This window comes from Allobaculum sp. JKK-2023 (assembly GCF_034745455.1).
Lineage (GTDB): Bacteria > Bacillota_I > Bacilli_A > Erysipelotrichales > Erysipelotrichaceae > Allobaculum.
In genome coordinates, this window is record NZ_JAYERV010000003.1 from 2,530,091 (window position 1) to 2,541,888 (window position 11,798).

10 protein-coding genes are annotated in these 11,798 nt (G+C 44.5%); 8 read left to right on the forward strand and 2 right to left on the reverse strand.

All coding sequences use genetic code 11. The annotated features are described in order from the left end of the window. Positions 1 to 445 precede the first annotated feature (445 nt). The 8 genes from U4956_RS10235 to U4956_RS10270 all read left to right on the forward strand — a co-directional run bounded on the left by U4956_RS10235 (position 446) and on the right by U4956_RS10270 (position 10,590). Positions 446 to 1,465 (forward strand): hypothetical protein, encoded by a 1,020-nt coding sequence (locus tag U4956_RS10235; protein ID WP_323090566.1) that lies wholly within the window; start codon positions 446 to 448, stop codon positions 1,463 to 1,465. A gap of 1,475 nt (positions 1,466 to 2,940) precedes the next feature. Then, complete coding sequence (locus U4956_RS10240) at positions 2,941 to 3,960, forward strand: TRAP transporter substrate-binding protein (protein WP_323090567.1); 1,020 nt, start codon at positions 2,941 to 2,943, stop codon at positions 3,958 to 3,960. A 6-nt stretch (positions 3,961 to 3,966) separates the two neighbouring features. Next, positions 3,967 to 4,488, forward strand: coding sequence for a TRAP transporter small permease (locus tag U4956_RS10245; RefSeq protein WP_323090568.1), 522 nt, complete (start codon positions 3,967 to 3,969; stop codon positions 4,486 to 4,488). Beyond that, a complete protein-coding gene (locus tag U4956_RS10250) occupies positions 4,485 to 5,792 on the forward strand; it encodes a TRAP transporter large permease (RefSeq protein ID WP_323090570.1) in 1,308 nt (435 codons plus the stop codon). Before U4956_RS10245 ends, U4956_RS10250 begins: the two co-directional genes overlap by 4 nt. A 727-nt stretch (positions 5,793 to 6,519) precedes the next feature. Beyond that, positions 6,520 to 7,941, forward strand: a complete 1,422-nt coding sequence (gene ltrA, locus U4956_RS10255) for a group II intron reverse transcriptase/maturase (RefSeq protein ID WP_323090572.1) — start codon at positions 6,520 to 6,522, stop codon at positions 7,939 to 7,941. 440 nt (positions 7,942 to 8,381) lie between these two features. Continuing rightward, positions 8,382 to 8,609 (forward strand): AbrB/MazE/SpoVT family DNA-binding domain-containing protein, encoded by a 228-nt coding sequence (locus tag U4956_RS10260; RefSeq protein ID WP_323090573.1) that lies wholly within the window; start codon positions 8,382 to 8,384, stop codon positions 8,607 to 8,609. A gap of 175 nt (positions 8,610 to 8,784) precedes the next feature. Next, positions 8,785 to 9,867: an acyltransferase gene (locus U4956_RS10265; protein WP_323090574.1), complete on the forward strand. Its 1,083-nt coding sequence runs from the start codon at positions 8,785 to 8,787 to the stop codon at positions 9,865 to 9,867. Between the two features lie 261 nt (positions 9,868 to 10,128). After that, entirely contained in the window at positions 10,129 to 10,590 is a 462-nt protein-coding gene (locus U4956_RS10270; protein ID WP_323090576.1) for a hypothetical protein, read from the forward strand. Positions 10,591 to 10,704: 114 nt separating this feature from the next. Here U4956_RS10270 and U4956_RS10275 read toward each other — a convergent pair whose 3' ends face one another. Both U4956_RS10275 and U4956_RS10280 read right to left on the reverse strand, forming a co-directional pair. Further along, positions 10,705 to 11,223: a hypothetical protein gene (locus tag U4956_RS10275; protein WP_323090577.1), complete on the reverse strand. Its 519-nt coding sequence runs from the start codon at positions 11,221 to 11,223 to the stop codon at positions 10,705 to 10,707. Positions 11,224 to 11,279: 56 nt separating this feature from the next. Continuing rightward, on the reverse strand, positions 11,280 to 11,783 hold the full coding sequence (locus U4956_RS10280) for a DUF4430 domain-containing protein (protein ID WP_323090579.1): 504 nt from the start codon (positions 11,781 to 11,783) through the stop codon (positions 11,280 to 11,282). Between the last annotated feature and the right edge of the window lie 15 nt (positions 11,784 to 11,798).

The window sequence follows — 11,798 nt, forward strand, 5'->3', positions numbered from 1 at the left end:
TCCCCGGCTTCAATTCAAAAGCCGGGGACTTTTTGCGGTTGCCTACCATGGCCTTTGAGGATGAAAATCCACTATGGGACAGATCTCTGCAATGCATGGTGGTAAATGTCTTGAAAGTCCAGGGCATAAGAATAGGATTGAACGAGATCTGGACTGTATAATTTATCCAACAATCAGTTTTTTTTTGAATTAAACTTTTATATTTTATGACCGTAGAAGCAGGAAATCCAAAAGTAAAACAACTGGATACACTATAGGTAAAGCACTGATTGGAAGATCTGAACTATACGGTCAAAGTGTTCGGGAGATCAGACTGTATTTCAGGAGTTCCTGAATCTGAGCTTTGGGAATGTGATGTTTATTCATTTATAAGCCGCTTTGGGGTTCTTCATCTTGTAAGTTCAGTCTTAGAATTTCTCTCGAAATAGGAAAGAGGTAAGCCAAAATGAAACGCTTAATGACTATGGATACGCTGGCAGCAGGACTATGCTGTGCAGCTCTTCTGGGTTCCACTCCAGTTCTGGCAAATGATCAGCCGGGAATTTCCGGACAGGATATTTATCGGCTTTATAACGGATACTCAGGTGAGCATTTTTACACTTCAAATCCTGACGAAAAAGCAGCACTCATTCAAAAAGGCTGGGTGTTTGAAGGCGTGGGCTGGATCGCTCCATCAACCGGAGATTCAGTCTACAGACTTTACAATCCGAATGCGCAGGGAGGCGATCATTACTATACGAAAGATCTCGATGAAGCTGATTCTCTGATTTCATCAGGATGGCTGATGGACAATGATGGTCGGCCAGTCTTCTATTCGGGCGGCGATATCAATCTTTATTCTGCCTACAATCCCAATGCAGTGTCTGGTGCTCATAACTATACGACAAACCGCAGTGAGCAAGATTCTTTGATCCATTCAGGATGGCTGTATGATCAGGTTGCCGGGAAAGCGCTGGATAACGGATATGAAGAAACAGATCCATCCTTATATGAACGTTTTGCCGGACAGAAATTTGTCAAAAACATCTGGGGATTTGCGGGGGGACCAAGCGCGTTTCTGACTATTAATGCAGATGGAACTTACCAGGAATCCAATGTAAGACTTTCGGTTCGCCCTGGGATTGGCGCTGAATACAGCGAGTTCACTGGACAGTTTTCAGATCCGGTCAAAGTAGATGACTATACCTGGAAAGTCCATGTGATTTCGAGCAATCTGGTTTTGCCTGTGGATACCATCATTGATGAAGGAAACCAGGGAACCAAGATCATGATGGAGCCATTTGCGGGCCTTTACGCCCCAATGGATTTCTACATTGCGTCTCCCGAAAAGCCCATTGAGGACTATCCGGATTTTATTCAGGCGCAATATAATAAGTATCCAGAGAGTCTTAAAACGGATTTTCCTGGATCCTACGTTCTGTATACGCCTGATGGCATGACTTTTATGAGTGTCGTAAGCGGATAGTTTCTGTGAATTATCAGAGACGGCCTTTAAACGATAACGCCCTGAAATGCAGTACTAATAAAAATGGGATAGTGAGTTTTGGGACTATAGATAAAACATAAAATATGCTTTAACTAAAGAATATATTTCCAACCAATCTACAAATAAGTTATTTAATTGTTAGCTATTTTACCTTAGTCATAATATGACTTAGGTAAAATCCCGTATATTAATTAATTTAGCTTACTCACAACGAATTCAATATACTGCACTTAAAGTTATCTATATTCTGCTAGTATGTATCTTCTCGGGGTATATATTCGCTTTTTTAGTTCTGAAAATGTGGGAGTTATCGTTTAAATTTACGTGAATTCAAAGGTTTTTCAGTTGGTAAATCTGGTCCTTCAAATTTTCTGAAGGTTTAGACTTGTGTGAAAAAGGTGGCTGGACTGCATTTTGATCATGGAGCCAGGGATAAATATAAACGCACGAAAGCAAAAAGATGAAAAATTGAAGTGCTCTTTGCCAATGAAGACGAGAAAAAACAAAAGTATTATCTAAAATATGCGAAGATCTAGCCTTATCAATCGGTTGGATCTTTTTTTGCGTGCAATCTTTTCGGTGTGGGCAGATTGATACCTGAAACCTTATTTTCCCTGCGGCCTTTCTAAGGAAGTGGGCCGGATTCAGCTCCCTGAGTGGGCTTTTAAAGAAACACCAAGTCGAGGATAAAAAAGAGCTGGACCAAGGCAAAATAGAAGTCCGGTAAAAATGTTTTGTCATATAAAAGGAAATCAATGTTAAAGAACAACTTTAGCTGACCAAATCAAATCCAGAATTAAAGTCAGTTCATAAACGGAAAAAGTAAACGGTTGCGGTGAAAAGACATTCTCTTCCATGAATTCCCATAGAGTCGTTAAAAGATCAAACTGTGCAAACTCAGAGGCTGCTTACAGTCAGGGATTGATCCGCTTAAGAGGTAGGAGTCGTTGATTTTGAAGGAAAATGTGTAATAGCTTCCATAAAATGAAGCATATTCCGGCATTTTGTTTCCATAAATTGACGAGAGCAATTTTATACGTGTCAATTGATGTGCCTATAAACAAATCAGGATAGTCTGATAATCTGAATAAGGTTTTTGATTCTTCTGGCAGAATACGGTATAAATAGAGTCCTACACTCATTGTGAATTTGATAACAAAGAGATGAATGGCTTTCTGTCCAGACAGATGACTGAAGGAAAAGAAATTTTGAATGGGAAAGAGAAGTTTCAGGCCTTTTCGACCCTGAAAACGCATTCATCATGGAATGAACAATGGCGATTTGGCTGGACAGGGGCGCTTCTGGAACGAAGGAAGCCATATTTGGCAAATCATTTACTTCCAAAAAGTTCAGGAACCCCTTGCATCTGAAAGCCAAAATCAGTATTCTGTTTCTGTAAGTGTTTACACATAGGGTTACAGAGATTTGTGATCATCAAGAAAGGAGTTCCTCAAATGAGAAAGAGATTGATGAAGATTTTTTCAGGATTTTTCGTCCTCGCACTGGCTCTTGTCATGACAGGCTGCAGTGCTTCCAATGGAAAACGAATCATCCGCATTGCTCACGCGCAGTCCGAAACGCATCCTGAGCATTTAGGTCTGCTCAAATTCAAAGAGATTATTGAAGACAAACTGGGCGACCGTTATGAAGTAGAGATTTTCCCCAATGAGCTGTTAGGCTCTGCACAGAAAGCCATCGAGCTGACCCAGACCGGTGCGATCGACTTTGTTGTCGCAGGTACCGCCAACCTGGAAACGTTTGCCGATGTGTATGAAGTATTCTCCATGCCGTATCTGTTCACTTCCGAAGAGGCGTATCACGAAGTCATGAACGATAACGACTACATGCAGCAGGTTTACCACAGCACAGACGATTCCGGTTTCCGTGTCCTGACCTGGTATAACGCTGGAACCCGTAACTTCTATTCCACAAAACGAATCGAAACCCCCGAAGATTTGAAGGGACAGAAGATCCGTGTTCAGCAGTCTCCTGCATCCGTAAACATGGTCAACTCCTTTGGTGCCGCTGCTTCGCCAATGTCTTTTGGTGAAGTCTATACAGCAATTCAGCAGGGTGTTATTCACGGGGCTGAAAACAACGAGCTGGCTTTAACCAACAACAAACATGGTGAAGTTGCCAAATATTATTCCTATAACAAACACCAGATGGTTCCTGACATGCTGATCGGAAATGCAAAACTGCTCAACGACATGTCTGAAGAAGACCTCAATGTCTTCATGGAAGCTGCGCTGGCTTCGACTGAAGTCGAACTGGCTGAATGGGATAAAGCCGTTGAAGAAGCGAAAAACATCGCCATCAACGAACAGGGTGTTGAATTCATCGACGTTGATGTTCAGAAATTTAAAGACGCCGTAAGCAACGTACAGGAAGACATGCTCGAAGCAAACCCTTCGATTCAGGAACTGTATGACCACATTCAGGCTGTCAATGCAAAATACGAAGGAAAGGAATAATCATTCATGGAAGCTGTAAAGAAAATCCGCAAAGTGATGAATACATGCCTCATGAGCTTATGTATCTTCCTGTTTGCGTTAATGGTGGTTGTGGGAACCTATCAGATCTGTACCCGCTACTTCTTTGGCCGTCCTTCCACTGTATCGGAAGAGCTGCTGACTTACTCTTTTACCTGGATGGCTCTGCTGGCCAGTGCGTATGTATTCGGTAAACGCGATCACATGCGTATGGGATTCATCGCCGACAAAATCAAAGGGAAAGCCAAACAGATTCTGGACATCGTTCTGGAAGTCATGATTTTTGGATTTGCATCCCTGGCGATGGTCTGGGGCGGCTACTCCATCATGATGCTGTCTATGCATCAGAAAACCGCATCCCTGGGAATTCCTATGGGTTACGTCTATACCGTTCTGCCTCTTTCCGGTCTGTTCATTGCGATCTATGCCATCCTGAACATTATTGATATGGCGCATGGCAAAGATCTCGAACTGAAAGATGGTATCGAAGAAAAAGGAGACATCGCATGAGTATCGCAATCCTTTCCGGCCTGATTATCCTTGGCGTTCTGATCGTTCTTCTGATTCTTGGCGCCCCAATTGCGGTGGCACTGGGAATTGCTTCTGTGGCTGCCATTCTTCCGGTTATGCCATTTGACGTTGCTGTCCTTACCGCTTCACAACGTATTTTCTCGGGTATTTCCGTATTCTCGCTGCTGGCTATTCCATTCTTCGTTCTGGCTGGCAACATCATGAACAAAGGCGGCATTGCCATCCGCTTAATCAACCTGGCAAAACTTGTGACTGGTCGTCTGCCTGGCGCGCTGGCTCAGACTAACGTTCTGGCTAACATGTTATTCGGTTCGATCTCTGGTTCCGGTACGGCTGCGGCTTCCGCTATGGGCTCCATCATTGGTCCGGTCGAACTCGAAGATGGATATGATCCTGCTTTCTCGGCTGCAACTAACATTGCCACAGCGCCTACAGGTCTTTTGATTCCACCATCAAACGTAATGATTACTTACGCTCTGGTTTCTGGTGGCGCTTCTGTATCTGCACTGTTCATGGCTGGTTATATTCCTGGCTTCTTATGGGGGCTTGCCTGCATGATCGTTGTTTACTTCATTGCCAAGAAAAACAACTATCGTTCTGAAGTCCGCTACACGGGAAAAGAAGCAATGAAAGTATTCCTGGATTCACTGCCTTGCTTACTGCTGATCATCATTGTTATTGGTGGAATTATTGGTGGTGCTTTCACTGCGACTGAAGGTTCGGTTGTAGCCGTTGTGTACTCGTTAGTTCTTTCCTTATTCTTCTACAAGTCCATTCAGTTCAAAGATCTGTATGGAATCTTCAAGGAAAGTGCTGAAATGACAGGTATCATCATCTTCTTAATCGGTGTATCGTCCATCATGTCCTGGGTTATGGCGTTCACGGGTATTCCACAGATGGTATCGTCCGCAATGCTGTCCTTAACCGATAACAAGTACATCATCCTGCTTCTGATCAACATCATTCTGTTAATTGTTGGTACATTCCTGGATATGACGCCAGCCTGCTTAATCTTCACACCAATCTTCTTACCGGTGTGCGAAGCATTAGGCATGAGCGTGATCCACTTCGGTATCATGATGATCTTCAACTTATGTATTGGTACCATCACGCCGCCAGTTGGTACGACCCTGTTTGTCGGCGTTAAAGTTGGTAATGTAACGATTGAATCGGTATTCAAGCTGCTGCTTGTTTACTTCGCTGCGATCTTCGTAGTCCTGGTTCTGGTGACTTACATTCCTGCCATCTCGTTATGGCTGCCAACTGTCCTGGGTGTCATGTAAGAAACAAAACTGATCTTCTCTGTACAACTCAGTATTGAATATCCTGACCAGAACTGCCTGGTCCAAAAAGGTTTTCTCTCTGACCTTTTCAAAAAACTTTCTTAAAAACGATATGAATCTATCCCCTATATTGTTTTGATCGCCAAAGATATTGTTTTGATCGCCAAAGAGCCGCTCATCCGGCTCTTTTTTTGGTGTGCCGGGCATGGCACTTAACTTGCTGGTGAAAGTCCAGCCACGGGTTTACATCGCCAAGTGTAGAAAAGCCCAAGGGTCCTGACGCAAGAAGGGATCGCGAAGGCAGGGTGTATCAAAACTTCGAGCCTATGAACAAAAACCTGATAACAAGGCCGTCAAGGCGGGAGAGGGCGCCTATGTACCTTAACCCTAATGATGTACGTAGCCGCAGCGGTAAATCAGGAGGCCATGAAGTGAAAGCTAAGTGTCTTACCCCGGGAGATCCCGCAGACGGAGCAAATCCGAGCGCTTTAAAATCAGCAATCGGTCCCTCACGTTCGAAAAAGGTTAACTGCGGGAAGTCAGCAGAGGCCATAGTAGGGAGAAATCCCGAAGGGCCGAACGTAATTATCATGATTCCTCTAGAGTATAAGCTGCTCCAGCTTCGAAGAAAGAACACCACAAGAGTGGAGTCGTAAGCCAGTCGAATGGATCTGTATCGGACGGAAGGTCGGAATAGCTGTAGAGGATAGGAAGGAATCAAGCAGAAATGTCTTTTAGTAGTGATCCTGTAACCAGAGCGATCCTTGAGGAATGGGACTACACATCCAACCTCAGCAAATACGCTTTACAGGATGAGAGAATTGAAGAAGCCATCAAGAAGGTGAAGTCCAATAAAGGAGTCCCCGGAGTTGATGGCATGAAGGTTGATGATCTTGAAGACTATTTTCATGATCACCTTGATGAAATTCGGGAAACTATCCTGAGCAGGAAATACAAACCGCAACCGGTAAAAAGGGTGTATATTCCCAAATCCAACGGTGACAAAAGACCGCTGGGCATTCCAGTAGTGGTGGACCGGGTAATTCAGCAAGCCTTTGCGACTGCTCTATCCAGTGTTTTCGAACCAGAATTTAGCGAGTTCAGTTATGGTTTCAGGCCCGGAAGAAGTGCTCACATGGCAGTCGAGCAGGCCGCGGAGTTTTTGAATGAAGGGTATGAATGGGTCATTGATCTGGATATCCAGAAATTCTTCGACACAGTAAACCACGACAAGCTCATCTCGCTGGTGCGCAAGCGTGTGCCTGAAGACATCACACTCAGCACCATACGTAAATTCCTCAAAGCGGGATATATGGAAAACGGAGTTGTAGTCAAATCCGAACTCGGCCAGCCGCAGGGTGGTTGTATAAGTCCAATACTATCAAATATCTATCTAAATGAGTTAGACCAAGAGTTGACCAAGCGAGGAATCAGATTCGTCCGCTACGCTGATGATACTTTACTTTTCGCTAAATCAGAAAAAGCGGCCAACAGAATCATGAATTCTGTTAGCCACTGGATTGAAAAACACCTGTTTCTCAAAGTCAGCCCGACCAAAACTAAAGTAGTCAGACCGAATAAAGCCAAGTTTCTTGGATTCTCATTCTTCAAAACAAGAGGAAAAGAAGGGAAATGGTGTCCCTGTGCTCATAAAGAGTCCAAAGTGAGCCTATACAGAAAGATCAGAAAGATTCTGTGCCGCAGAAGAGCGGCCGCCAGAAATATCAATGATGTCTTCTGGTCGCTCCATCTGACAATTGTGGGGTGGATCAACTATTACAAGATTGGGCATATTGAATCTTTCTGTAAACGGCTGGGAGAATGGCTCCGCCACAAAGTAAGGGTAGTCATCCTGAAACAATGGAAAAAGAGGAAAACGATATTTAAAAACTTGATTAAGATCAATCGTAGCCTCAAAGGATACCAGAAGGCCGTGAAAGCCCAGCTTGGAATTGATTGGCATCCAGCAGTCCAGGATGAGGAATACATCTACGCCCAGTGTTATACAAGGGTGGGATGGTATCGACTTGGCAATAATCAGATCGTAAACAACCTCCTGCATCCCTATATACTTCAACTTAAAACAAGGCATCGTATGGGACTAATTAACCCAGTCGACTACTTGCACCACGCACTATCTAAGGATTAATTTCTGTTCATGTTAATTACGAAGCGCCGTATACGGATCCGTACGTACGGTGCTGTGAGAGGGAGTCATAATATTAACTTATGACTCTCTACTCGATTGCTTTCGAAGATGAAGAGATCAGATCGAATGCAGAGAGAAAGCCAAGAATGCCTATCGGAATGGAGTGGATATCGGACTCGGAATGGATAGAAGAAATCGGTTCTCTGCAAAAATCAGATGGATCCAATTACGACGATCCGAAAGCGGATGTGGTATAGTTTTCCTATAAATCATACAAATCATACAAATCATACTTTTCATACCTAAATGCAACCCCATCAGAAAGGAGACTGGCTTTCAGCTGTTAATTTTGAAGGAAAATGGCTGCAGAAAGTTTCCATTTTCAAAAATCCGCCAGTATAGAATGAAATGAATAACGACAACGAACAGGAGAAATGAAAATGCGAAAACCAAAAGGAAAATACGCCTGGACCGCAACGGTCGGAGAAAAAGGACAGATCGTGATCCCCAAACAGGCCAGAGATCTTTTTGATATTCATCCCGGCGACCAGCTTGTAATCCTGGGGGATGAAAAACGCGGTATGGCGATTCCACCCAAAGAAAGCCTGGAAATGTTTGCCAACGCGATCTTTGAAACAGATCGGGCAGATCAGCAAGAAGAGCACTGAAAGGCGCTGGATTTTCTGTTCAGAGCTGACTGACTTTTTTAAGACAGGCGGAGCAGAAATGAATGAGCAGCGAAAATAGCAGTAAGAACGACCGGTCGAAAGGGAAAGCCACAACTTTGAGGATGCATGAATTTGAGGAGAGATGAAAAGGTGGATTGGAAATTGAGGCATTACGATGAAAACCTGGTATCTGAACAATATTAAACGGACAACAGTGGCTCTGGTTGTCTTCTATCACGTCTGCTACATCTTTAATGGTGTCGGCATTCTTGGAGCCATTCCCGGCAGTCAGACGCTTCCGTTTTTTGATGACTGCGCTACATTTATTTATCCATGGTTTATGGTTTTGATGTATGTGGTTGCCGGTATTGACAGCTGGTATGCCCTGCAAAAGAAAACAGTCCGTCAGTTTTTAAAAGCCCGGACGATCAAACTGTTGATTCCATCCACGCTGGGGCTGATGGTCTTTCAGTGGATTACGGGATATGTGGGCATGCTGGCCGGCGGGCAGGCTGATCTGATTCCGCCTGCCTTGCGATGGCCAATTGCGGTGCTTTCCGGAACCGGGCCGCTCTGGTTTGTGCAGGTGCTTTACATTTATTCCTTGCTGATCGTGCTCTACCAGAAACTTGATCCTGAAAATAAACTGCGCGCTCTTTGTTCCAAAGCCAATTTCTGGGTTTTGCTTGCGCTGGCCCTGGTCATTTATGCATCGAGTTTTGTTTTGAATCTGCCGGTTTTGACGATGTACCGGTTTGGAATTTACTTTGTCTCGTTCATGATCGGCTATTTGTTTTTCTCCAATGAAAACATTCAACAACTGCCAGCCCGCTATGCGCCATGGCTGATGAGTGCCGCCATTGTGTGTGGTCTTGGCTATGTCTGGCTTTATCATGGACAGAACTTTACCAGCGATGCCATCTTGCAAAGTCTGCCAACCAATCTGTATTTATGGCTGATGGTGCTGGCGATTCTGGGTATTTATCAAAGGTATTTCAATACGCCGACTTCTTTCAGTATTTGGATGAACAAGACAAGCTATGGCGTTTATGTTCTGCATTATCCAATTTTGCAGACAATCTGCTATTTCAATGTACAGATCTTCCATCTGCCAGGCTGGCTCTGTTATCTGGCAGGATTTGTCCTGGTCTATCCGCTTTCTTTATTGCTTGAAGAAATTCTGATCCGGATTCCGCTGGTCCGGGTTCTGGTTCTTGGCTGGTCTTCCAAACCTCATCAAAAACAGATTTCTGGCTGACTGGATGATGAATCTGAATCGATGCTGTCACAAAACGAATTGTGACAGCTTTTTTCGGACAAAAAACAAGAAGGCTTAGAAATCCAGAAGAGCCGAAAGAAGAGGCTGGGAACGAAAGAAGAGGGATTTCAAAGGGATTTTTCTTTGAAATGAACGCGTGATGGTCTTTTATTCCATTTTGAATGAGCAGTGAGAGAATGGCCTGATAAACTGGAAACAACAAGCCTGAAAATGGATCAGGCAAAGAAGGAGAGATATTGAATGAGTTCGTATCAGATCAAAAAAGCCGGTCAGCGGCTGTTCAGAACTGTTAAAAAACCGAAGATGCTACAGACGTCTAACCAGGATTTTGTCATGCCGATTGAGTTTGGCGCCTGGAGCTATGCTTTTGATCACGAAGGCGTGAAATCAGAAGATCTTCGCGAAGGATATGTGCTGGCAGCCATCTATTTCGCTGAAAAAGACAAAGAACAAAAAAGCGATCTTTCGGCAGACAAAACAGAAGCCAACCAGGCTGTCTGCCAGATTTGCATTGACCAGTTTGAACCACAAATTGAGGCAGGAATCCTTTCAAAAGAAAAGGCAATTGGTCTGCTGGCAAGATTAGTGGATTCGATTGACTTCGCAGAAAAGCACTATGGCCATAACGGATATCTCAAACATACCGCCAGACCTTTCCGGGCCCCAATCCAAAAAGCAGTTCAGAATTCTGCTTCTGAATAAAGTCTTAAATCCCGATACAAAAAGCACCCCACCTTTGAGCCAGACGGCCAGGATGGGGTGCTTTTTGTTTGGATGAAACGAATGGATGGACTGAATGAAATGAATGGAACGGATTTACTGGATATGGTAGGTGTCTTTCAGGTGTGTCAACAGTGTGTAGAGCGGTTTATAGAGCAGCAAAATGATGACAAAGTTTCCTGCGCCATGCAGCAGATCAAAAAGCACTCCATTTTGCCACCAGACAAACGCAGCGTTCCACCCCTCCAGACCAAGAAGCCATAAAGCACAGAGCGCGCCAAAACAAAATCCATATCCGGCGCCAATGAACGCCCAGAATAAAGCTGAATGCATAAAGCGAAAGGCCATTGTCAAGGCAAACAGCACAAGCCACACATAGGCATAGGGAAATGACCAGATCCCAATGCCCCAGACCAGCCATTCACAGGCAATGTACACATATACGGCAGCTAAAGCCGGCCAGCCAAAAACCTGCGCCAGCAAGATCACAGCCAGGGAAACTGGTTCAATATTGGGCAGGCTGGCCATCGCCATTTTTGCGACAAAGACCATCGCTCCTAACAGGGCAAACAGGCACAGGCTGCGCAAAGACTGACGGCTTTTTGGTTTTGGCAAGGACACTGGGCCAGGATCAGTGGAGCGAAAACTGGAGCACAAAAAGCGAAAGCGCATCAGTTGACCGTATAGACAAACGAATAGGTGCTTCCGTTTTCAATATTTGTCGAACTGACTCCTACAGATGATTCTTCGCCATTGACTAAAAACTTCCACCAGCCTCCATCTTTGCTGTAGTCAGCTGTTTCACCATCCACTTCAGTGACGAATAAACCATATTCGCCTTGGTCACCGGCAATCAGGCCGGCATCAAGCAGGGCTTGATCGAGCGTGGTTTCCGTGGTGGTCAGTGTCTTTTTGGTGGTCGTTCCATCTTTGTGGATCACCTCAAAGAGATATTCTTTGGCGGCATCCGGGCTGGAACTCTGGGATTGGCCGGCTTGAGCAGACTGGCTGGTGTCCAGAGAATGCAAATCTGCTGCAGAGTTGGCTGAAGGGTTGTTGTTGCAGGCCATAAAGCCAAGAGTGACCGCGATGATCGCCACGACAACCGCCACAATCACGGTCAGTTTTTTCTTCATGGCTGCGGCTTGTTGTTTTTTATTATTTTTATCCGACATTTAGTATCTCCTTCC

Coding starts and splice junctions, on each gene's coding strand:
- U4956_RS10235 (WP_323090566.1), top strand. CDS start 446: ATGAAACGCTTAATGACTATGGATACGCTGGCAGCAGGACTATGCTGT.
- U4956_RS10240 (WP_323090567.1), top strand. CDS start 2,941: ATGAGAAAGAGATTGATGAAGATTTTTTCAGGATTTTTCGTCCTCGCA.
- U4956_RS10245 (WP_323090568.1), top strand. CDS start 3,967: ATGGAAGCTGTAAAGAAAATCCGCAAAGTGATGAATACATGCCTCATG.
- U4956_RS10250 (WP_323090570.1), top strand. CDS start 4,485: ATGAGTATCGCAATCCTTTCCGGCCTGATTATCCTTGGCGTTCTGATC.
- ltrA (WP_323090572.1), top strand. CDS start 6,520: ATGTCTTTTAGTAGTGATCCTGTAACCAGAGCGATCCTTGAGGAATGG.
- U4956_RS10260 (WP_323090573.1), top strand. CDS start 8,382: ATGCGAAAACCAAAAGGAAAATACGCCTGGACCGCAACGGTCGGAGAA.
- U4956_RS10265 (WP_323090574.1), top strand. CDS start 8,785: ATGAAAACCTGGTATCTGAACAATATTAAACGGACAACAGTGGCTCTG.
- U4956_RS10270 (WP_323090576.1), top strand. CDS start 10,129: ATGAGTTCGTATCAGATCAAAAAAGCCGGTCAGCGGCTGTTCAGAACT.
- U4956_RS10280 (WP_323090579.1), bottom strand. CDS start 11,783: ATGTCGGATAAAAATAATAAAAAACAACAAGCCGCAGCCATGAAGAAA.